This window comes from Photobacterium sp. CCB-ST2H9, from assembly GCF_023151555.2.
Lineage (GTDB): Bacteria > Pseudomonadota > Gammaproteobacteria > Enterobacterales > Vibrionaceae > Photobacterium.
Map to the genome: position 1 here is coordinate 3,255,514 of NZ_CP100425.1, position 23,304 is coordinate 3,278,817.

Sequence of the window (23,304 nt, forward strand, 5' to 3'; positions counted from 1 at the left end):
ACCTGCACCACAAGCCATTTTCGACGAGATAAAAACGATGCAAAACGCACAACGTTACCCTGCAGAAACCCTGTATGCCGCTGAGCTGGCTGCCCTGCGCAACGCTGATCAGGGCCAGAAACCGGCAGGCTGGCAGCTCAGCCCGCGTATGGTCCGTACCTTCATTCTGGGCAGCAACAACGAGCCGGTTCAGGGTACGACCATCAGCCGCAAGATTTACGGCAATGACGCCGTCGTCGAACGTGCCATTGTGACTTTAATGAGCCAGCAGGGGCTGATGCTGGTCGGCGAACCGGGTACCGCGAAATCCTTGCTGTCAGAGCTGCTTGCCGCCGCGATTTCAGGCCAGAGTACCCTGACCGTTCAGGGCAGTGCCGGACTGTTTGAGGAAAATATCCGCTACAGCTGGAACTATGCCGCGCTGCTCAAGGACGGTCCGAGTCTGGCGGCCATGGTGCCCGGCCCGCTCTTTCACGCCATGCAGCAGGGGCAACTGATGCGGTTTGAGGAAATCACCCGCTGCCCGACCGAAGTTCAGGACAACCTGATCCCGGTGATGTCTGACCGCATCCTGCAAATTCCGGAACTCAAAGACAGCGACGCAGCCTACATGCTGTCCCAGCCCGGCTTTAACATCATTGCGACGGCCAACCTGCATGACCGCGGTGTGAATCAGATGTCTTCGGCACTGAAACGCCGCTTCAACTTTGAAACCCTGCAACCCATCAGCACCAAAAAACAAAAGACAGAGCTGGTGATGACTCAGGTCAACCGTCGTCTTCAGCAGGACGCCCTGGATGTTCAGATTGATCTGGATACCACCGAGCTGCTGATCACCGTCTTTGATGAGCTGCGCAACGGCAATGTCTCCGGGCTGGCAGTGACCTCACCGACCACCCTGCTGTCGCTGGCCGAAGCGATGAACGTTGCCTATAACGCGGCCATCAGCAGTCACTATTTCGGCGATCAGCAGGTCTCCGCCGAGCATCTGCCCCCTTTTATGCTCGGCACCATCATCAAGGACAATGAAAAAGACCGCGCCTGTTTCGAGGACTATATCCGGGTGATCAGGCGCAAACGGGCAGACGAACCCCACTGGCAGGCGTTTCTGGCCGGATGTCAGAACCATGGCTGAATCGTCCGGATTACAGGCCTGCCTGGCGGCCCTGCATGCGAACCCGCAGCTGATCTGGGCGCCGGTCCGTCACCACAGCCCGATGTGCAGCTGGCAGCTTGGTCGTCTGTTCAGACAACATCAGCCTGAGGTGGTACTGATTGAAGGGCCGCAGGATGCCAGTTTCCTGATCCCCTTTCTGCAGGATGAACAGACGCAGCTGCCGCTGGCGATTTACAGCTATCTGCGGGATAACACCTTATCCGACCTTTCGCCGGTACCTGACAAAGAGACGGATGAACCTTCACCGCCAAGACTCAAGTCCAGCCGGGTCTTTATACCGTTTGCGGAGATGTCGCCGGAATGGCAGGCCATCCGGCTGGCCAAACAGGCGCAGGTTCCCTGCCAGTTTATTGATTTGCCCTATGCCGCTCGGGCAACTGATGGGGCAGCCGATGCTGAACGGGATCAGTTGCTGTACGACAACAGAAAACTGGAAGAGGGCGAATATCTCACGGCCCTGCTGGCCGACAGTGATTGCGACGATTTCGACCCGTGGTGGGATCGCCATTTCGAATCTGCGGGTCATACTTCCCCGGATGAATTTTTCACGCAGATGCACCAGTTTTGTCTGCTGATGCGAGACCTCTCTGTCGACAGCGACCCGGAAACCCTGCAGCGCGAACAGTTCATGGCGCAGCAGATCCGGCCTTTTCTGGCTGAAGGCAAGCGGGTGCTGGTGGTCTGCGGCGGCTATCACTGTCTGGGCATTGCGCATTTTCTGGCATCCGACGGAGCGGATTCGGTCTCAGTGCCACCACGCCAGCCATTGCCCGGACACTGGGAGTCTGGCTCCCACCTGATCCCTTATGCTTTAAACCGTTTCAGTAAAAAACAGGGGTATCCGGCGGGCCTGACCGATTGCGGGTATTACCACCAGCTCTGGCAACGACTGTCCCGGCAGCCAGCTCAATTGCCCGGTGATTTCACACGTCGCTACCATACCGATCTGACGGCCGGATTCATGGCCTTTCTGCAGCAGAAAAACTACCCCGTGGCGCTGCCGCAACTGACCGACGCGCTGGTCATGACCGAACAACTGGCAAATTTACGCGGCATTCCTGCCGGACGCTCCGAATTGCGCGAATCGCTCACGACTACCTTGCTGAAGTCCCACCAGCCTTCGGACACCTTTTTCCGCCGGTGGCTGGATGATTATTTTGATGCGCCAGCGATTGGCCGGGTGCCTGCCGGGCTGCCGGTCGCACCTTTAATTCAGGATTTCCGCATGCTCACTGCACAACTCGGTTTGCCCAGAGATTTTCTGGCCGGGGCGGTGAAAAAAGAGTTGTCGATCTACCGTAAACCGAAACACAGAGCGGTGTCCCAGTTTCTGCACCGGCTGAATTTTCTCAATATCCCTTATGCCTGTCTGATTGCCGGGCCGGATGCCAATGATCCGGGATCGCTGCATCTGGTCCGGGAGCGCTGGCAGTGCCAATGGCAGACAGAAACAGACGCGGCGCTGATCGAATCCAGCCATCTGGGTGCCAGCATTGTGGATGCCGCCCGTCACAAGCTGCAAGTTGCATTCGAGCAGGAAGATCCCGGTTCGGTTGAAATGGTGTCTCTGCTGCTTCAGGCGATGCAAATGGGCGTCCAGCAATGGCTGCGTCCGATTTTTCACCGGGTTCAGCAACTGCTGGAACAGGAAACCGATCTTGCGGCCCTGCATCAGTCGCTTCAAATGCTGCTGACCTGCAGTCACGGCGGCGGGATATTCAGTGCCGTCTCCACCGACGATCTGGCAGGTTTAATCCAGCACACCTTTATCCGGATCTGTACCCGTCTGCCACGCCTCGATAACAGCTACCCGACGGAAGCCTGTGCCGGATGGATTGCCGCTCTGTCTTTCATGACACGCCTGTATCCTGAACTTTGTCCGGCAACCTATTTCATCGATGCCGTCGAAGCCAGTTATCACCGCTCTCCCTCTGCCCTGCTGACCGGCGCCTGTGCCGGGGTTCTGATCCGGCATGACCGGCTCAGCGATCCGCTGGAAACCTGTCTGGAACAGGCTTTTGCCCGGCAACACAGTGATCCGGAAGCCGTCGGCGATTTCCTTTTCGGCCTGCTGACCACCAACAAAAGTCAGCTCCTGCAACCCGAACCTCTGCTGCCGGTGCTGAACCACCAGCTCTCACAGCTCGATGAAGCGACCTTTCTCACCTGTCTTCCGGCCCTGCGGCGCGCCTTTTCTCAGCTGACACCCAGAGAAGTTGCGGATTTCAGTCAGCTGAGCCTGACGGATACCGGCTCGGGTTTGCCGGTACAGACCCCGGCGGTTTCACAAGACACACTGCTTGCCGCGCAACAGCTGCGTGAGCTGCTGCGCTCCAGCCAGACTCATTGGGGGATCAACGCATGAGTACTCACAACGCGCTGTCCCGGCGCTGGCGGCTGATCCTGGGGAATGTCCATCCGCATGAGTTAACCGGCGAAGACAGAGCTCGGGATGAATGTCTGGAGACCCTGTATGCCCATGAATACCATGGCCGGGGTGGCAGCCAGCAAGGGAACGACCTGCAGGGCGGTACCGCCTCCGGCATGCCGAGACCGGTCACCTGGCTCAATCAGGTCCGGAAAGCCTTTCCGGTGCCTGCAGCCGAAATCCTGCAAAAAGAAGGAATTGAACGCTACGGCATTCAGGAGTTGCTGCTGGATAAAAACATTCTGGCCACCATGAAACCGGATATCGGGCTGTTGCAGACCATTCTGGCCTTTCGTTCCCAGATCCCGGCGTCGCTGGAAAAAGAAATTGAAGCCATCGTGACTCAGGTCTGCGCGGAACTGGAAGAAGTTCTGTCACAGCCGGTTCAGGCGCCGTTTGCCAGCCAGCGCACGCCGTTTCGCAGCAGCCGGAAAATGCCGGTCGCGCTGACGGACTGGCGCAGCAGTCTGATGCGCAACCTGAAACACTATCAGCCGGACGAGCAGGTGCTCCTGCCGGAGCGGATGTTTTTCTTCCAAAGCCAGGTCAGTCAGGTGTGCTGGGACATCCATCTCGTGGTGGATCAGAGCGGCTCCATGGTCAACAGCCTGATCCACGCCACGGTGATTGCCGCCATTTTCTGCCGGTTATCGGTGCTGAATGTCCGGCTGGTGCTTTTTGATACCCGGGTGGTCGACATGTCGGAATTTATTGATGATCCGATCAGAAATCTGCTGTCTGTTCAGCTGGGCGGCGGCACGGATATCGGCAAGGCGATGCAATATACCCGGAAGCAAATCACCCAGCCGCACCGCACCATCGTCGTGCTGATCAGTGATTTCTACGAAGGCGGCTCCCCGGTCAATCTGTATCAGCAGGTCGCCAAAATGCAGGAAGCCGGAGTCACCCTGCTTGGCCTCACCGCTATGGATTCAAACGGCGCTGCCAGTTACGACCATTCCGTGATTGATCGCTTACTGAAGATGGACATGCCGATCGCGTCGATGACACCGGAAAACCTGAGCCAATGGGTCGCCGATGTCATCCGGTAGCCAGTGCACAACACACAGAAGAGAAAGACACCATGCGTTTATCTGACTGGACCCGCCAGCTCACTGATGAATACCTGATCAACTGGACCAGCAAAGGGCTGTTCCGCCGGGCCGTGAAAATCGCGGAAAAACATCCGGATATCGTCCCGGCCGACCCGACATTGCCCCTGACTTTGCCGATCGACAGTTTTGACGTCACTTTATCGGATACCGATCTGGCGCATTTCAGCTGCCAGTGCGGCACGTTGGGCAGTTGTGTCCACCAGCTTGCTTTTCTGCTGAAACTGCGCGAACTGAACGAGAATGAAACCGCACCGCCCGCTGAACCATTTCGGCCCGAACGCTGGTGCATTGCTTCCCGTGAAGCCCTCGATCAGGCTTATGGCCGCGGCAATGCCACGCAGGCGATCAAGCTTTACCAGAAAGGAGTACTGGTCACGATTGAGCCGCAGGCGGATCACTGTGCCGTGAATCTAAGCCTGCACAGCCAGAAATCCTTTCAACTGCTCTTGCCCGCCACCGGTGAATGGTCATCCGTACTGTGCAGCTGTAAAGAGACATCCTGTGTGCACCGTTCACTGGCGATTCTGGTTCTTTCCGTAAAGCACAAGACCTTTTCGGCGGAATCAGATGCCGCATTCGATACCCTGAATCCCGAACAGGCTGAACTGGTCAGCACTGCGCTCGATTGGCTTCAGGCCCTGATTCAAACCGGGACCATGGAATTTCTGGGTTCACAGATCGAACAGGGCAACGGATACTGCACCGAGCTCAATCAGGCCGACCTGCCCAGACCGGCGGCCCTGCTCCGCGGTGTGACCGCAACGCTCAGCCTGATGCAGCAAAAACATCAGCAAGCCTCACACACCCGGCTGCTTGAACAAATCGCGGAAACCCTGTTGCATTTAAATGCCCTCAGTCAGTCCACATTGCCGCAACCACTGAGTGCGCTGGCCGGTCAGCATCGCCGGCTCTACCGGCCGCAGGCACAGATGACGCTCGTGGGTCTGAATGCGGTGTACTGGGATGACCGGCATGGCGGACGGGGTTTCCGGTACTATTGCTATGATCCGCAGACGGCAGATTTCTACACCGTGTCTTCCAGTCGTAAACATGGTTTTGACTCTTCGTGGTCGCCGCATCAGGGATTCCACGACTGTCAGCTGAGCCGGTACCCGCTCAGCGCCCTGAGCTTCCGGGAATTTGAATTTGCCGGCGCGGCCAGCGAGGACGGTAGCATCAATGCCTCACAAACCCGACACCTGAACCTGTTGCGGCCGGTTTCGCAGCAGATGCTGCGTGAGCTTCCTAGCATTTCAATTCAGGCCCAGTGGCGAAGACTGGCAGCACGGCTTGCGGCTCCCACGGCCCCGGATCACCGGGATTATCTGGGCTGGGTTGCAGCAACAAGCAGAAATCCCTTTGTCTCTTTCCCTTCGCTGGGGATATGGCGGGCAGAATGCCAGAGCCAGTGCGGGCAGGCCGTTACCGTCGAAATACCGGCCCGTGAGCTGACCCCGGGTATCCAGAAATGCTGGGATTCAACAGCTGAAATGGTCCTGTTCGGCCGCTGGCAGACTGAGCTGGGCATCCCGGCATTCCAGCTCATCTCTCTGATTGATGACGACTTGATACAGGCGAACCGGAAAGAACACGCATGACTGAACTGACCCTCACCACTTTCATTCAGGACTGGCAATTCTGGGCGGAACGATATCTGGCCCAGGGGCTGAATGCCCCGGCCCCATATAATATTCAGCTGGCACGGCAATGGCAGACACAGGCGGAACTACTCGGCTTTTCAGATCTCGCTACACTCGCGGCGCAACTGACCGATGCCGAGCTGAGTCCGGCACAACAGGCACAGGCGTTCCGGCAACTGGTTATGCAGATGCATCTGCTGAAACGCCAGGCACTCGGGCAGCAGCTAGCTTTGCTGACAACGGACATGTCTGCGGAGCCATGACACATCCGGCATAAAAAACGCCCCGGTGATAAACATCCGGGGCGAAACAGTGAAACACATTATGAACCGATAGGACTTAGAAACTGGCCTGTAATGTCAGACCGCTATAGGCGCTGTAACCATGCAACATGACGTAGTAGCGGCCGGACTTGGATGGTGTAATGGTACAGGTTTCACCATTACCCGCACGGTAAGGACGGCAGTCCCAGCTGCTTCTTGTCGCTTTCTGACCGAAGCGGACGTACAAGTCTGCGTCACCGGAGCCGCCTGAGGTTTTCACCGTCAGCGTACGGCCGGCCGTCACATCAATGTAGAAGTGCTGCTCGCTGCCGGAGGTTCCGTTCAGACCCGTTACTGCTTTGCCGTTTTCCAGCTTGCCGTCCGTCGGGGTGCCTGGATCGCCCCCGTCGCTGTCGGTGCCGCTGTACGCCAGTTTGTTGACCGTATTACGGGTATCGCTCACTTTGCCGCTCGTACCGCGCAGGACCAGCAGCTGACTGAGCTGAGCCGGGCTCAGACCCGGATTTTCATCCAGATACAAGGCGCCGATCCCTGCAACGTGCGGCGTTGCCATTGAAGTACCGCTGATGGTTTTATAGCTGCCGTCATACCAGGCTGAAGTAATGGATGAACCCGGTGCAAAGAGATCCACACAGCTGCCCCAGTTCGAGAAGCTGGAACGCTGATCTGAGCTGGTGGTGGAACCGACAGTGACACCTGCGGCAACACGGGCCGGAGACACATTACAGGCATCCTGATTCTCATTGCCCGCAGCCAGCATAAAGCTGACGCCTGAGCTGATCGCGCTGTTGATGGCGCTGTCCAGTGCGGTTGAAATCCCGCCGCCTAAACTCATGTTTGCCACAGACGGACCGTTCGCATTCTGTTTCACCCAGTCCACACCGGCAATGACGCCAGAGGTGGTACCCGAACCACTACAGCTCAGCACCCGGACGCCGACAATACTGACGTTTTTAGCAATACCATAGGTGGTTCCCCCAATCGTCCCGGCAACATGGGTACCATGACCGTTACAGTCGGTCGCATTGGAGTCATTGTCCACAAAGTCGTAACCCGAACGGGCACGGCCGCCAAACTCACTGTGAGTGGTCGTCACCCCGGTATCAATGACATAAGCGGTCACGCCGGTACCGTTGTACTGGGCGACATAGCTGCCATTCAGAGGCAGGTTGCGCTGATCGACACGATCCAGTCCCCAAGTCGCATTACTTTGCTGAGCATCAATGGCTTCCGCGTACACAGGATCCAGTGAGATCACCTGATCCTGTTCAATATAATCAACCTGTCCGTCCTGACGCAGCGCCGCCAGCTGGTCCGGCGTCAGCGCTGCCACAAACCCGCTCAGGGCCGCATCGAACACCCGCTCCGCTTTCACCGCATGACTTGCAGCCATGCTTTCCACTGCGCGCGTGACGAATTCGGCCCGGGCAGCCTGATCATTGCCGATAAAAGCCGGCTCTTTCAGCACCACGATATACTGATTCGCAACCGCTTTGTCTGGCGCAGCCTGAATCAGCGCCGCCTGATAGTCACCACTGACAGCCGTCTGAGCGTCCGCTGCCCAGACCGAGACACTGGCCAGGGCCAGCGCAGACGTGATACAGCAACCTAGCATTGTCTTATACATTATGATTCCCTTTCTCTGTTTATCCGTTTTGAGGAAATGCCTTACCACCGCAGGCACAAATAAAAGCTATACGCAATCAATTACTCATGCATAAGTGCGAAATACTGAATTTTCAGACTGAAACAGAGAGAAGAGTTATTACATTCAAGTTGCGAGACACAACAAAAATCACTTAACGTCTTGTTTTAATTGGCAGCTGTTGTAAATAGCCAGAGTGAAATTGACAGGAATTCAGATGTAAAAAAATAGTGACAGAGAAATAAACCAACATATTTATCCCGAACATCAGCGTATTACGGCAAAAACCACACATATTTTTAACAAAGTACAGTCTTTGCAAATTTACATCAGAAAAAAATCAATTCAGACCCGGTTTTGTAAAGCACAATATTTCATCTAACAGCAGAACACTTTGTCCTGCCCGTGAAGTCATTTCATGTCTCAGTGTGTAACAGGCAAAATTCCCTGCTGTCGTTCAGACTAAGAGAGTTCCCCGTCACCGATCTGAGGAGAGCTTCATGCGTTGGCGTAATACCCGGCAAAGCAGCAATGTTGATGACCGGCGTGGCCAGGGGCCCGCACAATCCGGCCTCCCCGCGGCAGCTTTACTGCGATTTCTTCCGTTTCTGCTGAAAACTAAAGTCGGTAAGCTGATCCTGGTGGTCGGCGGGCTCTATCTGGCCTACCAATACTTCACCGGCGGCCCGGGGATGGTCGGGGTTCAGCAGGGCTCCGGACCGCTGCAGCAACAAACCTCTTCAGGCAGCAAGCTGCCCGCCCGTGATGAAGATGCCCAGTTCGTCGCCGCCATTCTGGGCACCACGGAAACCGTATGGCGTCAGCTCCTCAACGATCAGTATCCGGAACCTCAGCTGGTCCTGTACGAGAACATGACCCAGACGGGCTGCGGAATGGGCCAGGCTCAGTCCGGCCCTTTTTACTGCCCGGCCGACAGCAAGGTCTATCTGGATCTCAGCTTCATGGACGAGCTGAAAAAGCTCGGAGCGCCCGGCGATTTTGCCTTTGCCTATGTCATCGCGCATGAAGTCGGACACCACGTCCAGAATGTCCTGGGTACCCATAAACAGGTGGCACAACAGCAGCAACAGGCCAGTGAAACCGAGGCCAACCGCCTCAGTGTGATGCTCGAACTTCAGGCCGACTGTTATGCCGGGGTCTGGGGCTATTATGTCCATCACGACATGCAGTTACTGGAGCCGGGTGATATTGAGGAAGGATTGCAGGCTGCCAGTACTGTCGGGGATGACAGATTGCAGGAAATGGCCGGACGGGCCGTCCAGCCGGATGCATTCACCCACGGCACGTCAGCGCAACGGGTCAGTTGGTTCAAAAAAGGCTTCGCATCCGGCAATCCCAAGGACTGTGATACTTTCCAGAGCCTGGAATAAAGCCGAATTCAGGACAGGAAAACCGGTTCCGGTCCAAACCGAAACACCCGTAACTGTCAACACCGACCAGATAAGCAACTTCACACATAAAGTAAACTCAGGCATACACCCGGGGATGACCTTTTTCCGTTTCCGGATACGACTCGGGAAATGCCATGATGCCGGATGAGAAGCATTTACCTCCACCGCCATGCAAAATGTCTGCAAATCGCAGCACCAGTGGGCCTGAAACCGGACCAATTGGGGTCTTTCTCATCCCTTCAACAGCTCAGAAACTGATGCGAATGTGATCAGTTACACGAAAATTTTGTCCATATGAGATCGATTGGGTCTCACCGAGATAGGTTTTCAAAATGCTATGATAGACTATGACGCAAGTCGCTTTTTTGAGGAAGTATGGCAAATCATATGCAACTGCTGAACCAGGCTCAACTGCTCTGTGAACAACGGGGAGTCCGGTTGACGCCACAACGTCATAAAGTACTGGAACTGATTCTGTCTCATCGCAGTTCGATCAGTGCTTACGAGCTGCTGGATTTGCTGCGGGAGTCCGAACCTCAGGCTAAGCCTCCGACAGTTTATCGTGCCCTCGACTTCCTGCTCGCTCAGGGATTTGTTCATAAGGTCGAGTCCACAAACAGCTATATTGCCTGTCATCTGCCGGATCATGCTGACCATTGTTCCCAACTGCTGATTTGCGATGAATGCAGTCATGTGGAGGAATGTCACGATGATGAACTGGCAAAAATGCTAAAACTAAAAGCGCAGCAGCAAGGCTTTCAGATTTCTCATCATGTTGTAGAAAGCCACGGCGTGTGCCAAGCATGCCAACGTAAGAAGTAGTCCGTTTCCGTACAACAACAAGGCAATCCAGATCCTATGCGAGCAGAATTTGTAAACCCATTTCTGGCCTCTCTGCTGAATGTGCTCAAGACCATGGCGTCAATGGAGCTGGCCCCGCAAAAACCTCTGCTGAAAAAAGATGAAATCGCCCGGGGTGATGTCTCTGGCCTGATTGGCATGGTGGGACCGCAAACCCGGGGCTCCATGTCTATCACTTTTGATGAAGGCCTGGCACTTGAGATTATGCAGCGTATGCTGGGCGAGCGTCCGAATGGTATTAATGATGAAGTCACTGACATGGTCGGTGAAATCACCAACATGGTCACCGGCGGCGCCAAGCGTATTCTGTCAGAAAAAGGCTATGATTTTGAAATGGCCACACCCGCTGTCGTCTCCGGCCGGGGTCACACGATCACGCACAAGAGTGAAGGGGCAATTATCATCATGCCGTTTGAATCCGAATACGGCAAAGCCTTCATCGAGATCAGTTTCGACCGCTAATTTCCATCCGATTTCATCTTTTCTCGGGCCAGTTCAAACTGGCCTGACCTATTGATGCGAGCTGCATTGTTTTCCCTCACCTTTTTGCATATTTGACGCATAAAAGATTGCTCCTTGATTCGGTTACGATCTAGACTGGAAATGCTGTTGAAGTATCAATGCATATAAAAAGATGCTTATCAATAGTGTTCGTGTTGCCTGCCTTCGGGTAACGCAAGGAAATGAGATTACAAAGGAAAGATCGTCAAATGAGTAAACTGACAGGAACCGTAAAATGGTTCAACGATGAAAAGGGTTTTGGCTTTATCTCTGGCGCCGACGGCAAGGACGTTTTCGTTCATTTCAGCGCAATTCAGGCTCAGGGGCGTCGTACCCTGAAAGAAGGCCAAAACGTTGAGTTTATCGTTACTGACGGCCAGAAAGGCCCGCAAGCCAGCGAAGTGGTCGCCCTGTCTTAACCGAAAGGCATGCGCAACTCATAAAAAACGCCGCAACACTGCGGCGTTTTTTTATCTGTGAACAATCCGTCTGTTTTTACTGACGCCATTGTTTAAAGGCATTAATCAGACCATTCGTTGAACTGTCATGGCTGCTCACCGGCGTATTATCCGCCAGCTCTGGCAGAATCTGATTCGCCAGCTGTTTACCCAGCTCAACACCCCACTGATCAAAGCTGTAGATATTCCAGATCACACCCTGAGTGAAGATCTTGTGCTCATACATGGCAATCAGTGCACCCAGCGACTGCGGGGTGATCTGTTTCACCAGGATGGAGTTGGTCGGGCGATTCCCCTCAAAGACTTTGAATGGTACCAGCTCAGCTACGTCCGCCAGCGACTTCCCTGCAGCAATAAACTCTGCTTCAACCTGCGCACGCGTTTTCCCGAATGCCAGCGCTTCAGTCTGCGCAAAGAAGTTTGCCATCAGTTTCGGATGGTGATCGCTCAGCGGGTTATGGCTGACCGCCGGTGCAATGAAGTCACACGGGATCAATTTGGTCCCCTGGTGGATCAGCTGATAGAACGCGTGCTGACCATTGGTGCCCGGCTCACCCCAAATGATTGGGCCCGTCTGGTAATCGACCGGATTGCCGCCACGGTCAACATACTTGCCGTTCGACTCCATGTTGCCCTGCTGGAAGTAAGCCGCAAAGCGGTGCATGTACTGGTCGTACGGCAGAATTGCTTCCGATTCCGCACCAAAGAAATTGTTGTACCACAGACCAATCAGCGCCAGGATCACCGGCAGGTTTTCGGTCAGCGGTGCTTCGGCAAAGTGCTTGTCCATCGCATGGGCACCCGCCAGCAAAGCTTCGAAATTGTCGTAACCAACGGACAGGCAGATCGACAGACCGATCGCAGACCACAGTGAGTAACGGCCGCCAACCCAGTCCCAGAATTCGAACATGTTAGCTGTATCAATCCCGAATGCAGACACCGCATCAGCATTGGTCGACAGTGCTGCAAAGTGTTTTGCAACGTGAGATTCATCTTTGGCTTCAGCCAGGAACCAGTCACGGGCAGAATGCGCGTTGGTCATGGTTTCCTGTGTCGTGAAGGTTTTTGATGCAATCAGGAACAGAGTCGTTTCCGGATTCAGCCCTTTCAGGATTTCCGCGATATGCGTGCCGTCAACATTCGAGACAAAGTGCAGATTCAGGCGGGTTTTGTAAGGGGCCAGCGCTTCAGACACCATGTAAGGTCCCAGATCAGAACCGCCAATGCCGATATTCACAACATCAGTGATTTCCTTACCGGTATACCCTTTCCACTCACCGCCGATGATGCGGTCAGAGAACTGCTTCATTTTCGCCAGCACAGCATTGACGTTTGGCATCACATCTTCGCCGTCCACCAGCACGGGTGTGTTGCTGCGGTTACGTAGCGCAACATGCAACACAGCACGGTCTTCGGTACGGTTAATTTTCTCACCGCTGAACATGGCGCCAATCGCTGTTTTCAGTTCAGTCTGTTCAGCCAGATCAAACAGCTTCGCCAGCGTGTCTTCAGTGATAAGGTTCTTTGAATAATCCAGCAGGATATCGTTGCCGAACGCAGCGGAAAACTTTTCAAACCGTGACGGATCCTCCGCAAACAGCTCACTGAGCTGCAGATCCTGCGCCTGTTCAAAATGGGCAGTCAGTGCCTGCCAGGCCGGGGTTTGCGTGGGGTTAATGTTTTTCAACATAATGACGTTCCTGATGTGTTATTTTTCACGACAGCGCGACCAATGCCACGGCCATGATTTCCCAATTCAACGGTGTAAGCACAGCCGTAAGCATGGCGATATTTTGGTAAATTTACAACTTAATGTTAATTATGCCGCCAGCAGCGTCCCCCCTGCTTTGCTCCAGGTCACGCTTTCGGCGTATCAATCATAGCGGCTGTGAACGGGAAGAATACAGAAAATCATGCTGCAGCTGACAGGTAATACCGTGATAACAACAACATGCAGCATAAAACCTGATGTCTCCGACCATATCCTCTGCACGAATGCAGCTATCTCCCTGATGAAATTGAACAACACCTGATCCGATACCGATCAAGATATCAGCCGCCCGCCGGACCACTGCCACTCAGATCACTTAAGGGAACAGGGACAACTGGGCCGCTTCGGGAGGCGAACACTGCATTGCCCCGGCAATCAGGTGAAAATCGTGTGCGGAGATCTCAAATAAACCGTATCGGAATCTGGCTCCCCAGTGACGACTTCCCTGATGAAAAGCAAGACGCGCCAGCAGAGAGTGAATCTGTACCGGTGTCGTCTCCAGCCAGCTGACATCACGCCGGAATGGCTTGAAACCATGCCCCATATCAACCTGATATGGGGCTTTGTCCTGCACACAACAGATCCCGGTAAACGCTTGCAGCTTACTTCTTTGCCCGTACGTTTGCGACGGTGAGTAATACACTACCCTATCCCCCGCTGACAGCCGTTTCAGCGGCGTACCTTTGCCGTGGCAAACCTGCATGATGCCCCACACTTTCCCGCGGTCGACGTGATCGGCTGACGCGGTCGCCACCCAGAACCGGGTCATGGTCAGCTCGCTACCAGATATCGGATCCGATTGCGGTCCGGGTCCAGCACCACAAAGGAATACCCGAACTCAGCCTCAGACGGCACCTGAGCAATAGCGAATTCCTGATTCAGACAGTGTTGATAAGCCTGATCAACGGCCGCCCGGTGAGACTGAAGCAGGCACAGTTCACCGCTCTGTCTGACCGTGGCCTGCGATTCAGATAACGGCGGCAAAACATCCGGTTCTGACCACAACCCCAGCATCGCGGATGAATTGAGTTGAAACATTGCAAATGAAGGGGATGATTCAATGGCGGCAGATCCCAGCAATTGCTGGTAGAAGACTTCACTTTGACTGATCTGGCTGACATACCAGATGTTCATTGAAGGGACTGACATGATGGTGACGCTCCTTACTGTGATTTGATACAGCAAGGCTAATCGCACCGCGTGACAATTCTTGTCAGTAGGAAGATGCCCTTTCTTTAATTTTTTCTGCTTCCCGCCATCGCCTCAGCAACTGGTAACGGGGTTCGGGATATTTGCGCCCCGATTCAGTGAAAGACTGAATACGCTCAACCCGGAAATGCCTGAATGCCTGCCGTGCTTCGCACCAGGCTACAAGCAGATAGCATTGCTGAAAAAAACCGATCACCACGGGCCAGACATCACGCTGAGTGACCTGACCGTTTAAGTCGGTATAACCCATGGAAACCACAGACTCCTGTCGGATGGCTTTTCTGATGTCGGCCAGTTCAACCTGTAACTCAGGCGCCGCTGGCCCCGGTGCGACCCGCATCGTTTCCGTCGCCAGCTAGAGTTTCAGTTCGGTCGGCAGCACTGCCGAGATTTTGGCAATTGCGTTTTGGGCCGCCACCGAAAATTCACCATTGGCCTGACTGGAAATCCATTCCGCGCCCATCAGCAACGCTTCCAGTTCATCGACGGAAAACATCAGGGGCGGCAGCGTAAAGCCGGGTTTCAGGATATACCCCAGGCCCGCTTCACCTTCAATCTCGGCCCCTTGCGCCTGCAAGGTGGCTATATCCCGGTACACCGTCCGCACACTGACACCCAGCTCACGAGCCAGCGTCGCAGCTGACACCGGATATTTATGACAGCGCAAATGCTGAAGAAGATCAAACAGACGTTGACTACGGGACATATTCTTGAAGAAACAGTGAAAAATATGCGGTGATTCTAGCCCAATCCCGTCAGATGACGAAAGAGCGTCGCGACAAAGAACCGGACCCGACGGCACAGAAATCACAAGCGGGGCTCCCCGTTCGGCGTCCGTTTTGGGTATCCTGTCTTCATCCATCAGGCTAGACGGGTGGCATCAAGTGCCACCAGCCAATCATCTTTTACAGCGAGCAGAATCAATGTGGTTTCAAAAATCGATTCAGTTAAAACCCCGTTCCCGCGGATTTCACCTCATCACCGATGAAATTGAACGGCAACTGCCAGAACTCAGCAATTTTCAGATCGGGCTGGCGCACCTGTTTATCCAGCACACCTCCGCCAGCCTGACCGTCAATGAGAATGCCGACCCGACGGTGCGCAGCGATATGGAAGCTCACTTCAACCAGTCGGTGCCGGAGCGGGCTCCTTATTACCGCCACACTGACGAAGGTGACGATGACATGCCGGCCCACATCAAAGCCTCAACCTTAGGCAGCAGTATAACCCTGCCGATTGCCAGCGGTCGTCTGGCGCTGGGGACCTGGCAGGGCATTTACCTGGGAGAACACCGCAACCACGGCGGCAGCCGCAAAGTGATTATCACGCTGCAGGGCGAGTAACGGCCTGATTCGGGTGGATCACCACGCAGGCCGTATGCTTCTGGCGGCCAAAGCCGAGGATCTGGTTCAGACCGGCTTTGTTCAGCGGAATATGGGCCCGATGACCAATATCGGTCTTGTCTTCCGCATAGGGGTCATGAAAGAAGAAGAACTGATCACTGACCCCGCTCAGCACTATCCAGTGCGGCTCTTTGCTGCCGTTGAAGCGATAGGTGCTGATCAACATCAGCAGACAGCACCCCTGCTTGAGCCAGTCCTCAATTTGTTCTACCGCTGGCATGGCGTCAACCACAGGGACACCGGCTTCATCCAGTTGCTGGCAGAAGTCCTGGTGCACTAGTTCAATGATGTCTTTCTTTTTCGGATCCCGAACACTGTCGATAAAAGGCGTGGAGAGGGACTGAGTCCAGAGTTCAACCCGGCATCCGCGGCGGTGTGCCGCCAGTGCCAGACCATGCCCGCTGCATCCCCCGTGGCCCGATGCCATAAAGATGGTGGTGGCCTCACGCCACAGCTGCATCTCTGCCTGCCGACTGGGCTGATAATCAGGATCGAGATAAGACAGACTCATCATCAGACAGGATGGTCCGCAGGTAAACGGGGTCGTCTGGACATATAACGGTAACGGCAACAGCTGCTTTGCCTCAATGGGACTCAGACGCTTTTGCATCCGGATTCCATCCGCCAGATCATCGTAATAATGGATTAAAACTTTTAATGGTTTATATCCACATTTTTCATAGAGATTTCGCGCGGCGACATTGTCATTCCGCACTTCCAGCCTTAATGTATTGAAACCGTTTTCCAGTGCCGCCGCTTCACACGCAGACAGTAACTGCTGGGCAATGTGCCTGCCTCGGTAAACGGGATCGACGGCAAGGGAATACAATCGTGCCAGCTGGGTACCCCGGTGAAACAACACCAGCCCGTAGCCGGCAATTTGGCCTTCATCTTCCGCGACAAACAGCACACTCTGAGGTGATTTAATAAACCGCCGCATCTGACGGGGAGAAATTCGATCTCCGTCGAAAAGCTGAGCCTCGAGAGTATTTAAACTAACTAGATCATAAAGCTGTGCAATACGGACTATCATGGACTGATTCACGCTTGAGTGGACTAGTTCGATTTAATCCCAAAATTAGCCGCAAGGCTATAGGTGAATGAAAAGATGACTAAAGTCCTCATTATTACCGACAACGACAGTGACTGGCGGCAGTATTTCCCCTCCGACAGGGTCGTCACTGTCGATACCTATTTGCAGCAGGGTGCGTTTTGTGAAAACAAGGCGACGCAGGTAATCAACCTCTGCCGCGACTACGGCTATATGAGCAGCGGCTACTATTGCTCGCTGATGGCGGAAGCCCGCGGACACCGGGTGATCCCGAGGGTCATGACCATCAATGATCTGTCCCAGCCCTTCCTGTTATCCGTGCCGTCTGATCAGCTGGAAAAAGCATTTGCCCACCAGCTGCTGTCACCCGGTGAACAGCTGGAAGAGAAAATTTACTTTGGTCAGTCGAAGGTGCCGGGCTTTGAAAAAATTGCACGCCGCCTGTTCGAGCATTTTATGGTGCCTGTCATCAAGGTGACGATTCGCCGTTCGGATGCGCACTGGCAGGTAGATCAGATCCTGCCGTTTCCCTTTCAGGATCTGACCGATCCGGAACAGGATTTATTTGCCGAGGCACTGGAGCGCTTCTCGAACAAAGTCTGGCGATCGCCAAAGCCAAACAAAAACGCCCGCTATGATCTGGCGTTGCTGATTGATCCGAGCGAGAAAATGCCGCCATCCGACAGCACGGCGCTGAGCAACTTCAAAAAGGCGGCCAAACGACTGGGGATGCGCCTGCAAACCATCACCCCGGATGATCTGTCACGGTTAGGGGAATTTGACGGCCTGTTTATCCGCGCCACGACCAATATCGGCAATTTTACCTACCGTTTCGCCAAAACGGCCGAGAAACTGGGACTGGTGGTGATGGATGATCCGGAATCCATCATGAAGTGCACCAACAAGGTCTTCCTGACCGAGCTGCTGCGCTTACACAAAGTGCCGACACCGAAAAGCGCGGTCCTGAAAAGTTTCGACCCCGGCTGGCTGGAGCAGGCTGAGAACGACATCGGCTATCCGATGGTCCTGAAAGTGCCGGACGGTGCTTTCTCGGTGGGCGTGGTCAAAGTGAAGAACCGCGACGAATTACTGACACAGATGGACACCCTGTTTGCCCGCAGTACCCTGATTCTGGCTCAGGAGTTTCTGCCGACAGACTTCGACTGGCGGATTGGTGTTCTGAACCGGCAGCCACTGTTTGCCTGCAAATATTATATGAGCCGTGGTCACTGGCAGATTTATCAGCACCACAACAGCGGCCGGGTCAGTTCCGGGGGCTTTGAGACCCTGGATCTGAAACAGGTGCCAAAGAACGTGATTGATGTGGCGCTCAAGGCAGCCAACCAGATCGGTTCTGGTCTGTATGGTGTCGATCTGAAAGAAGTGAACGGTCAGGTGGTGGTGATTGAAATCAACGATAACCCGAGTATTGACCATAAAGTTGAAGATGCATTTCTCGGCGATTTGCTCTACGACCGGGTGATGACTGAATTCCTGCGCCGGATCCAGCTGCGCGGCTTCTGACCCGGATTCATGGGCTCCCGTCTTTGACGGTATCTATGTCCGCCGAAAACAAACAAGCCGTGGCGGAAACCACGGCTTGTTTACTATCAGGCTTCGAGATTTCAGGAAACAATACCGCTTCCGTCATCATACCGGTGATCATTAACGGTAAGCCATGGCGACCCGGGAAGTCAGTTTGGTGACCAGCTCATACGCAATGGTCCCCACATAATCTGCCACCACTTCGGCAGGCAGCCCCTGCCCCCATAAAACAGCCTCATCCCCGACTTTGTCTGTCGCATCCGGACCAAGATCAACCGTCAGCATGTCCATCGACACCCGTCCGGCAATCGGCACCTGACGACCATTGATCAGCACCGGCGTGCCGTTCGGCGCCGTACGCGGATAGCCATCACCATAGCCAATGGCAACCACACCAATTTTCGTATCCCGTTCACTGACCCAGGTACCGCCATACCCGACGGCTTCACCCTTTTTCACCGTCCGCACGGCAATCACACTGGAGGTCAGTGTCATCACAGGGCGCATGCCAAGGGCTGCTGCAGAATGGCTCTTCTCGGCAAAAGGCGAAATGCCGTACATGATGATCCCCGGACGAATCCAGTCCAGGTGGCTCTCAGGCCAGGCCAGAATCCCGGCAGAGTTTGCCAGCGAACGTTCGCCGCGACATCCTTCCGTCAGCGACATAAATGTTTGAATCTGTGCTTTCGTTTCCGGACTGTCCAGTTCGTCAGCACAAGCGAAATGGCTCATATAACGCAGCGGTTGCGCCACGTTCGGGCTGGCGTGCAGACGGTCGACAAATGCTTCAAACTCTTCCGGCCGGACACCTAGCCGGTGCATGCCGCTGTCAATCTTCAGCCACACTTTCACCGGTGTATCCAGTGTCGCCTGCTCCAGGGCTTCCAGTTGTTCAAGCGTATGGACCACCGTCTGAATGTTGTTGGTCACCAGCACCGGTAAATCGGTTGGCGAATAGAACCCTTCCATCAACAGAATCGGCTTCACCACGCCACAGGCACGCAGTGACAGCGCTTCTTCAATCCGGGCAACCCCGTAACCGTCCGCATCCGGCAGCCCGGTCGCCACCTGCTCCAGCCCGTGCCCGTATCCATTGGCCTTGACCATCGCAAGTAACTTACAACCCGGTGTCTGCTGTCTGAGCAGACTGACGTTCTGGCGCAGGGCCTGGAGATCAATATAGGCGGTCGCGGCTTTCATTCATTTTCCTACTGCTGGGGATTTCAATACTCATCATCAAAAGCCGGGCCGGCATAGTTATCGAAACGGGAGAACTGGCCCTGGAAGGTGAGACGTACGGAACCAATCGGACCGTTCCGTTGTTTACCGATGATGATTTCTGCAATGCCTTTGAGGGCACTGTCTTCGTGATATACCTCATCACGGTAAATAAACATGATCAAGTCCGCATCCTGCTCGATGGCACCGGATTCACGCAAGTCCGAGTTCACCGGGCGCTTATCGGCACGCTGCTCCAGCGATCGGTTCAGCTGTGACAGTGCCACCACCGGCACATTCAGCTCTTTCGCCAGTGCTTTCAGGGAGCGGGAGATTTCTGCAATCTCCAGGGTCCGGTTATCCTGCAGACCCGGCACTCGCATCAGCTGAAGGTAGTCGACCATGATGAGGCTCAGACCGCCGTGTTCACGGGCAATCCGGCGGGCACGGGATCGGACTTCCGTCGGTGTCAGACCCGAGCTGTCGTCGATGTACATGTTTTTCTTTTCCATCAGAATGCCCATGGTTGACGAAATCCGTGCCCAGTCTTCGTCATCCAGCTGGCCGGTCCGGATTTTGGTCTGATCGACCCGGGACAGCGAGGCCAGCATACGCATCATGATTTGTTCCGCGGGCATCTCCAGCGAGAAGATCAGCACCGGTTTTTCCTGCTCCATCGCCGCATTTTCGCAAAGGTTCATGGCAAAGGTGGTTTTACCCATCGACGGACGGGCTGCGACGATAATCAGATCCGAGCCCTGCAGGCCGGCGGTTTTTTTGTTCAGATCAGTAAAACCGGTCGAAACCCCGGTCACACCATCCTGCGGCGACTGATACAGCAGCTCAATCCGTTCCAGCGTCTTTTCCAGAATGGTATCGACGTTCTGCGGACCTTCGTTCTCATTGGTGCGCTGCTCGGCAATGGCGAAAACCTTACTCTCAGCCATGTCCAGCAGATCTTCACTGCTGCGACCCTGCGGATCGTAACCGGCATCGGCAATTTCGTTCGCAACCCCGATCATGTCACGGATCAGCGCCCGTTCACGGACGATATCGGTATACGCGGCAATGTTCGCCGCCGACGGGGTGTTTTTGGCCAGCTCGGCCAGATAAGCGAAACCGCCCACATCATCCAGCTGGTCTAACTGCTCCAGCCGTTCTGACAGGGTGATTAAATCGAGTGGCTGACCGGATTCCAGTAGCCCGGCGGCCGCCTCAAAAATCATCCGGTGCGGACGACTGTAGAAATCGCGCGACACGACCTTCTCTGCGACGCTGTCCCAGCGCTCATTATCCAGCAACAGGCCGCCCAGTACCGACTGCTCTGCTTCCAGAGAATGAGGCGGCATCTTGATGGCGTCCATCTGACTGTCTTTTGCTCGATTGGATTTACTGTTTTCTGCCATAACCACTTGCACGATTAACCTGAATCCGGCCCGTTAGTATACCTGAACATCCCCGCCCGCAGGCAGCCATTGAGACAAAAAAGCCCCGCAAATAATCACCCTGCCCAATCTTACGGCACTTCCACAAAATATATGCCGAATTGGCTGACATTCTGACGAACAGCTGACATTTTTCGGCTACACTGCGCCGCTCATACGCAAGTCCTCCCAGAAAAACTTGCGTCTGTATTCATCTGCACTTTTTTGTGCCCCTTGTCGTTTCTTGTGTCGGTCGTTGGAGGGCACTTGGCAAATCAATGCATACTGCTTTGTGCAATGACAGCAGGACTGATTCTGGCCACGCCTGCCCGTGCTGAGGATGTCCCCGAACTCCCGCCGATCACCTCGCCCTGGAACAGTGAACTGGAACTGGGGTACCAATCGCTCTCCGGCAACTCGAATACGAAATCCCTGAACTCCCGCCTGGGCCTGACCTATGTGAAAGATCAGTTCAGGCAGCAGGTCGAAGCGAAGTATCTGCTGGCCGAGGAAGATAACAAAGAAAAGAAGCGCAAAGGCCAGATGGAGCTGCAGAGCGACTACATCATCAATGAGCGGGCCTATGTGCTGGGCAACACCAGTTACATTGATGACAAATACGGGCCTTACTTCAAGGATTTCACCCTGGCGACGGGTCTGGGTTACCGGGTATTCCGGCTGGAAAATCTGATGATGGAAGTTGAAGCCGGACCAGGCTACCGCCATCAGGAGCCCAATGTTGACGAGATCGACGATGATGACATCGTCGTGCCGGAAACCGTCGATGAACTGATCCTGCGGGGCAGCACCCGGGTCATCTGGAAACCGTCCAAAGACGTCGAGCTGAGCCTCAAACTGACCGGCATTGCCGGAAACAGCAACAGCACGCTGGAAACGCAGGTTTCAATGACCAGTGCGGTCTCCGAGCACATTGCCATCAAACTCAGTAATACCCAGAAGTTCAACAGTTGGGTACCGGAAGGGCTGCAAAAGCGAGACGGCACCATGACCGTCAATCTGCTGTTCCAGTACTAAATTACTTACCGCATTATTTCATCTGGCAGATTTCAGAGACAAAAAAACCAGCCCGGAGGCTGGTTTTTTTCGCAGACGCGTGGCAACTGATTACTCAGCAGCAACAACGTTCACGTTTACTGTTGCGAATACGTCAGAGTGCAGCTGCAGGCTGATCTCGAATTCGCCAGTAGTGCGCAGTGCACCTTCTGGCAGACGTACTTCGCTCTTCGCTACTTCAACGCCAGCAGCAGTTACTGCATCAGCGATGTCACGAGTACCGATAGAACCGAACAGTTTACCTTCGTCACCCGCTTTAGAAGCAATCACTACTGCTTCCAGAGCGTTAACTTTCTCAGCGCGCGCTTGAGCAGCAGTCAGTTGCTCAGCAACTTTCGCTTCCAGCTCAGCACGACGTGCTTCGAACATTTCAACGTTCGCTTTGGTAGCCATAACAGCTTTACCCTGAGGGATCAGGAAGTTACGAGCATAACCAGCTTTAACGCTTACCTGATCACCAAGGCTGCCCAGGTTACCGATTTTATCAAGTAGAATAACTTGCATTATCTTGTCCTCTTAAACTTAATGAAACCGGCCAATTACTGATGTTTGTCAGTGTATGGCAGCAGAGCCAGGTAACGTGAACGCTTGATAGCGCGTGCCAGCTGACGCTGATACTTCGCACGAGTACCAGTGATACGGCTTGGTACGATTTTACCAGCTTCAGTGATGTAGTTTTTCAGAGTTGCTACGTCTTTGTAGTCAATCTCTTGTACGCCTTCTGCAGTAAAACGGCAGAATTTACGACGACGGAAGAAACGTGCCATGGGCTTATCTCCTGAACTAAATTTTTTCAATGTGATCGGCGTGCAACACTAACTTACCAATGCCATTCCGGCCGGTTTGCCACGAGATAAATCCCCCGGCTGTAATGTTGCTTCCGACAGCTAAATCTTGAGTGAGTATTTGCTGACCTTTGCCGCTGACTACCACGTTGATGTAGCAATACACCTGACGGGGTAAGCCCGCTTCCACCTGACTGGAACGATGCTCAAGCACAAAGTGACAATGAGGCACGCCAGCCGGGGACTGACTTCGTTTGGGGTGTTTGGCAACTGTGCCAGACAACTCCAGACGATTGGTCATTC

General features: G+C 54.3%; 23 protein-coding genes and 1 pseudogene. 12 read left to right on the forward strand and 12 right to left on the reverse strand.

Annotation, left to right across the window (positions count from 1 at the left end; translation table 11 throughout):
* Nucleotides 1-37: 37 nt before the first annotated feature.
* The 5 genes from L4174_RS14945 to L4174_RS14965 are packed head-to-tail and all read left to right on the forward strand — an operon-like array spanning nt 38 to nt 6,623.
* The gene (locus tag L4174_RS14945; RefSeq protein WP_248144267.1) at nt 38-1,135 is read left to right on the forward strand and encodes an AAA family ATPase; all 1,098 of its coding nucleotides are present in this window, start codon (nt 38-40) and stop codon (nt 1,133-1,135) included.
* Nucleotides 1,128-3,542 carry a DUF5682 family protein gene (locus L4174_RS14950; protein WP_248144268.1) on the forward strand — a complete coding sequence of 805 codons (2,415 nt, stop codon included), beginning with the start codon at nt 1,128-1,130 and terminating at the stop codon, nt 3,540-3,542. The genes L4174_RS14945 and L4174_RS14950 overlap by 8 nt, the downstream gene beginning before the upstream one ends.
* Nucleotides 3,539-4,657: a VWA domain-containing protein gene (locus tag L4174_RS14955; RefSeq protein WP_248144269.1), complete on the forward strand. Its 1,119-nt coding sequence runs from the start codon at nt 3,539-3,541 to the stop codon at nt 4,655-4,657. Before L4174_RS14950 ends, L4174_RS14955 begins: the two co-directional genes overlap by 4 nt.
* Complete coding sequence (locus L4174_RS14960; RefSeq protein WP_248144270.1) at nt 4,633-6,318, forward strand: hypothetical protein; 1,686 nt, start codon at nt 4,633-4,635, stop codon at nt 6,316-6,318. The genes L4174_RS14955 and L4174_RS14960 overlap by 25 nt, the downstream gene beginning before the upstream one ends.
* On the forward strand, nt 6,315-6,623 hold the full coding sequence (locus tag L4174_RS14965; RefSeq protein WP_248144271.1) for a hypothetical protein: 309 nt from the start codon (nt 6,315-6,317) through the stop codon (nt 6,621-6,623). The genes L4174_RS14960 and L4174_RS14965 overlap by 4 nt, the downstream gene beginning before the upstream one ends.
* Nucleotides 6,624-6,699: 76 nt before the next feature.
* On the opposite strand, the gene L4174_RS14970 is transcribed toward L4174_RS14965, so the two are convergent.
* Nucleotides 6,700-8,271 (reverse strand): S8 family peptidase, encoded by a 1,572-nt coding sequence (locus L4174_RS14970; protein ID WP_248144272.1) that lies wholly within the window; start codon nt 8,269-8,271, stop codon nt 6,700-6,702.
* 518 nt (nt 8,272-8,789) lie between these two features.
* On the opposite strand from L4174_RS14970, the gene L4174_RS14975 reads away from it, so the two are divergent.
* Nucleotides 8,790-9,680, forward strand: coding sequence for a neutral zinc metallopeptidase (locus tag L4174_RS14975; RefSeq protein ID WP_248144273.1), 891 nt, complete (start codon nt 8,790-8,792; stop codon nt 9,678-9,680).
* 97 nt (nt 9,681-9,777) lie between these two features.
* Here the strand turns inward: L4174_RS14975 and L4174_RS14980 are convergent, their stop codons facing one another.
* The gene (locus tag L4174_RS14980; protein ID WP_248144274.1) at nt 9,778-9,936 is read right to left on the reverse strand and encodes a hypothetical protein; all 159 of its coding nucleotides are present in this window, start codon (nt 9,934-9,936) and stop codon (nt 9,778-9,780) included.
* A gap of 140 nt (nt 9,937-10,076) precedes the next feature.
* On the opposite strand from L4174_RS14980, the gene zur reads away from it, so the two are divergent.
* From zur to L4174_RS14995, 3 genes are all read left to right on the forward strand, one after another.
* Nucleotides 10,077-10,523: a zinc uptake transcriptional repressor Zur gene (zur, locus tag L4174_RS14985; RefSeq protein WP_248144275.1), complete on the forward strand. Its 447-nt coding sequence runs from the start codon at nt 10,077-10,079 to the stop codon at nt 10,521-10,523.
* Between the two features lie 36 nt (nt 10,524-10,559).
* A complete protein-coding gene (locus tag L4174_RS14990; RefSeq protein ID WP_036755449.1) occupies nt 10,560-11,024 on the forward strand; it encodes a chemotaxis protein CheX in 465 nt (154 codons plus the stop codon).
* 248 nt (nt 11,025-11,272) lie between these two features.
* Entirely contained in the window at nt 11,273-11,482 is a 210-nt protein-coding gene (locus L4174_RS14995; protein ID WP_036755448.1) for a cold-shock protein, read from the forward strand.
* Between the two features lie 76 nt (nt 11,483-11,558).
* Here the strand turns inward: L4174_RS14995 and pgi are convergent, their stop codons facing one another.
* From pgi to L4174_RS24130, 4 genes and pseudogenes are all read right to left on the reverse strand, one after another.
* Nucleotides 11,559-13,211 carry a glucose-6-phosphate isomerase gene (gene pgi / locus L4174_RS15000; RefSeq protein WP_248144276.1) on the reverse strand — a complete coding sequence of 551 codons (1,653 nt, stop codon included), beginning with the start codon at nt 13,209-13,211 and terminating at the stop codon, nt 11,559-11,561.
* Between the two features lie 397 nt (nt 13,212-13,608).
* Nucleotides 13,609-14,061, reverse strand: a complete 453-nt coding sequence (locus L4174_RS15005; protein WP_248144277.1) for an EVE domain-containing protein — start codon at nt 14,059-14,061, stop codon at nt 13,609-13,611.
* Nucleotides 14,062-14,063: 2 nt separating this feature from the next.
* A complete protein-coding gene (locus L4174_RS15010; RefSeq protein ID WP_248144278.1) occupies nt 14,064-14,441 on the reverse strand; it encodes a hypothetical protein in 378 nt (125 codons plus the stop codon).
* 64 nt (nt 14,442-14,505) lie between these two features.
* A pseudogene (locus L4174_RS24130) lies at nt 14,506-15,207 on the reverse strand (helix-turn-helix transcriptional regulator).
* Between the two features lie 217 nt (nt 15,208-15,424).
* Here L4174_RS24130 and L4174_RS15025 point away from each other — a divergent pair.
* Complete coding sequence (locus L4174_RS15025; protein WP_248144281.1) at nt 15,425-15,844, forward strand: secondary thiamine-phosphate synthase enzyme YjbQ; 420 nt, start codon at nt 15,425-15,427, stop codon at nt 15,842-15,844.
* On the opposite strand, the gene L4174_RS15030 is transcribed toward L4174_RS15025, so the two are convergent.
* Complete coding sequence (locus L4174_RS15030; protein WP_248144282.1) at nt 15,825-16,937, reverse strand: GNAT family N-acetyltransferase/peptidase C39 family protein; 1,113 nt, start codon at nt 16,935-16,937, stop codon at nt 15,825-15,827. The two genes, L4174_RS15025 and L4174_RS15030, sit on opposite strands and share 20 nt — an antisense overlap.
* A 75-nt stretch (nt 16,938-17,012) precedes the next feature.
* On the opposite strand from L4174_RS15030, the gene L4174_RS15035 reads away from it, so the two are divergent.
* Nucleotides 17,013-18,479, forward strand: coding sequence for a RimK family protein (locus L4174_RS15035; protein WP_248144283.1), 1,467 nt, complete (start codon nt 17,013-17,015; stop codon nt 18,477-18,479).
* Nucleotides 18,480-18,620: 141 nt separating this feature from the next.
* Here L4174_RS15035 and alr read toward each other — a convergent pair whose 3' ends face one another.
* A complete protein-coding gene (gene alr, locus L4174_RS15040) occupies nt 18,621-19,700 on the reverse strand; it encodes an alanine racemase (RefSeq protein ID WP_248144284.1) in 1,080 nt (359 codons plus the stop codon).
* Between the two features lie 23 nt (nt 19,701-19,723).
* Entirely contained in the window at nt 19,724-21,124 is a 1,401-nt protein-coding gene (locus L4174_RS15045) for a replicative DNA helicase (RefSeq protein WP_248144285.1), read from the reverse strand.
* A gap of 315 nt (nt 21,125-21,439) precedes the next feature.
* Between L4174_RS15045 and L4174_RS15050 the strand changes: the two genes are divergently transcribed.
* Complete coding sequence (locus L4174_RS15050) at nt 21,440-22,177, forward strand: YdiY family protein (protein WP_248144286.1); 738 nt, start codon at nt 21,440-21,442, stop codon at nt 22,175-22,177.
* Nucleotides 22,178-22,267: 90 nt separating this feature from the next.
* Here the strand turns inward: L4174_RS15050 and rplI are convergent, their stop codons facing one another.
* From rplI to priB, 3 genes are read right to left on the reverse strand one after another with little or no spacing between them, the layout of a single operon-like run.
* Complete coding sequence (gene rplI, locus L4174_RS15055; RefSeq protein ID WP_036755427.1) at nt 22,268-22,720, reverse strand: 50S ribosomal protein L9; 453 nt, start codon at nt 22,718-22,720, stop codon at nt 22,268-22,270.
* Nucleotides 22,721-22,755: 35 nt separating this feature from the next.
* Nucleotides 22,756-22,983: a 30S ribosomal protein S18 gene (gene rpsR / locus L4174_RS15060; RefSeq protein WP_002539422.1), complete on the reverse strand. Its 228-nt coding sequence runs from the start codon at nt 22,981-22,983 to the stop codon at nt 22,756-22,758.
* Between the two features lie 16 nt (nt 22,984-22,999).
* Complete coding sequence (gene priB, locus L4174_RS15065; RefSeq protein ID WP_248144287.1) at nt 23,000-23,302, reverse strand: primosomal replication protein N; 303 nt, start codon at nt 23,300-23,302, stop codon at nt 23,000-23,002.
* Between the last annotated feature and the right edge of the window lie 2 nt (nt 23,303-23,304).

Bases quoted from the DNA above. Each gene is read 5' to 3' on its own strand.
- L4174_RS14945 (WP_248144267.1), top strand. From the start codon at position 38: ATGCAAAACGCACAACGTTACCCTGCAGAAACCCTGTATGCCGCTGAG.
- L4174_RS14950 (WP_248144268.1), top strand. From the start codon at position 1,128: ATGGCTGAATCGTCCGGATTACAGGCCTGCCTGGCGGCCCTGCATGCG.
- L4174_RS14955 (WP_248144269.1), top strand. From the start codon at position 3,539: ATGAGTACTCACAACGCGCTGTCCCGGCGCTGGCGGCTGATCCTGGGG.
- L4174_RS14960 (WP_248144270.1), top strand. From the start codon at position 4,633: ATGGGTCGCCGATGTCATCCGGTAGCCAGTGCACAACACACAGAAGAG.
- L4174_RS14965 (WP_248144271.1), top strand. From the start codon at position 6,315: ATGACTGAACTGACCCTCACCACTTTCATTCAGGACTGGCAATTCTGG.
- L4174_RS14970 (WP_248144272.1), bottom strand. From the start codon at position 8,271: ATGTATAAGACAATGCTAGGTTGCTGTATCACGTCTGCGCTGGCCCTG.
- L4174_RS14975 (WP_248144273.1), top strand. From the start codon at position 8,790: ATGCGTTGGCGTAATACCCGGCAAAGCAGCAATGTTGATGACCGGCGT.
- L4174_RS14980 (WP_248144274.1), bottom strand. From the start codon at position 9,936: ATGAGAAAGACCCCAATTGGTCCGGTTTCAGGCCCACTGGTGCTGCGA.
- zur (WP_248144275.1), top strand. From the start codon at position 10,077: ATGGCAAATCATATGCAACTGCTGAACCAGGCTCAACTGCTCTGTGAA.
- L4174_RS14990 (WP_036755449.1), top strand. From the start codon at position 10,560: ATGCGAGCAGAATTTGTAAACCCATTTCTGGCCTCTCTGCTGAATGTG.
- L4174_RS14995 (WP_036755448.1), top strand. From the start codon at position 11,273: ATGAGTAAACTGACAGGAACCGTAAAATGGTTCAACGATGAAAAGGGT.
- pgi (WP_248144276.1), bottom strand. From the start codon at position 13,211: ATGTTGAAAAACATTAACCCCACGCAAACCCCGGCCTGGCAGGCACTG.
- L4174_RS15005 (WP_248144277.1), bottom strand. From the start codon at position 14,061: ATGACCCGGTTCTGGGTGGCGACCGCGTCAGCCGATCACGTCGACCGC.
- L4174_RS15010 (WP_248144278.1), bottom strand. From the start codon at position 14,441: ATGTCAGTCCCTTCAATGAACATCTGGTATGTCAGCCAGATCAGTCAA.
- L4174_RS15025 (WP_248144281.1), top strand. From the start codon at position 15,425: ATGTGGTTTCAAAAATCGATTCAGTTAAAACCCCGTTCCCGCGGATTT.
- L4174_RS15030 (WP_248144282.1), bottom strand. From the start codon at position 16,937: ATGATAGTCCGTATTGCACAGCTTTATGATCTAGTTAGTTTAAATACT.
- L4174_RS15035 (WP_248144283.1), top strand. From the start codon at position 17,013: ATGACTAAAGTCCTCATTATTACCGACAACGACAGTGACTGGCGGCAG.
- alr (WP_248144284.1), bottom strand. From the start codon at position 19,700: ATGAAAGCCGCGACCGCCTATATTGATCTCCAGGCCCTGCGCCAGAAC.
- L4174_RS15045 (WP_248144285.1), bottom strand. From the start codon at position 21,124: ATGGCAGAAAACAGTAAATCCAATCGAGCAAAAGACAGTCAGATGGAC.
- L4174_RS15050 (WP_248144286.1), top strand. From the start codon at position 21,440: ATGACAGCAGGACTGATTCTGGCCACGCCTGCCCGTGCTGAGGATGTC.
- rplI (WP_036755427.1), bottom strand. From the start codon at position 22,720: ATGCAAGTTATTCTACTTGATAAAATCGGTAACCTGGGCAGCCTTGGT.
- rpsR (WP_002539422.1), bottom strand. From the start codon at position 22,983: ATGGCACGTTTCTTCCGTCGTCGTAAATTCTGCCGTTTTACTGCAGAA.
- priB (WP_248144287.1), bottom strand. From the start codon at position 23,302: ATGACCAATCGTCTGGAGTTGTCTGGCACAGTTGCCAAACACCCCAAA.